This is a genomic window from Caballeronia arationis (assembly GCF_001544975.2).
Classification (GTDB): Bacteria; Pseudomonadota; Gammaproteobacteria; order Burkholderiales; family Burkholderiaceae; genus Caballeronia; species Caballeronia arationis.
This window is the reverse complement of the sequence record NZ_FCOG02000547.1, coordinates 1-763: the sequence shown is the minus strand read 5'-3', so window position 1 is coordinate 763 and position 763 is coordinate 1. Positions and strand designations below refer to the sequence as shown.

Genomic DNA, 763 nt, shown 5'->3' with positions numbered 1-763 from the left:
GGGTCGCGTGGAAAAGGCAGCTGGCGTGCTGTCTTTATATAGTGCCTTCGAGCAGGCCCAGCACTGCTGCGCGGCGCGATGGTCTTCAGGACCAGTTCAGTCGTCGAGGGCGCTGCCCTGCTGGAAGTGGAGGCCATCGGGGAAAAGATCGGCCTGAATACTCCAGCGGCCCGGCGGGGGCGCTTCTAAGGGAGATCGTGCTGACATCACCATTTGATTGAGGGGCGCGCGCCCCTCCCTCCGGGAGAGGGTCGCGCAAAGCATCCGTCCACTACGATGCAGATGAGTTCACGCACACGCCCAACCCAGCGCAAAACGCCATGTATCAGCATCTGCTCGTTCCCGTCGAGGACACCGACACCAGCATTGAGGCGATCGGCCATGCGACCGAATTCGCCCAGGCCATCGGCGCGCGCATCACTTTCGTGCATGTGTCGTCCGCCTCCGGCGCCAGGACCGGCGCGCCTTGCCGGCAAGCCGATTTACGCGTGGGCGATTTGCTGGCGCGAGCCGAAGCCGGCGCCCGCGCACAGGGCGTGCCCTGCACGTCCGTCATCGCCGCCGGTGATGAGCCGTTTGACACTATGGTCGCGCAGGCACGGCGGCACGGCTGCGACCTGATCTGCGCAGGCTCGCAGCAAGCGGGCACGTCCATCCCCGACGGTGTACGGCCCACCATGCTGTCATGCGGGACGGACCGCCGCCCTGTGGTGTCAGCCTCGGTCGGCGTGCTTCTTGGCGCGCACCGTGCGCTCACCGAAGC

1 protein-coding gene is annotated in these 763 nt (G+C 66.3%); it reads left to right on the top strand.

The features are described from left to right. Positions 1-320 precede the first annotated feature (320 nt). Positions 321-763, top strand: a 443-nt coding sequence (locus AWB81_RS43760) for a universal stress protein (RefSeq protein ID WP_235026277.1), incomplete at its 3' end; no start/stop codon positions are given.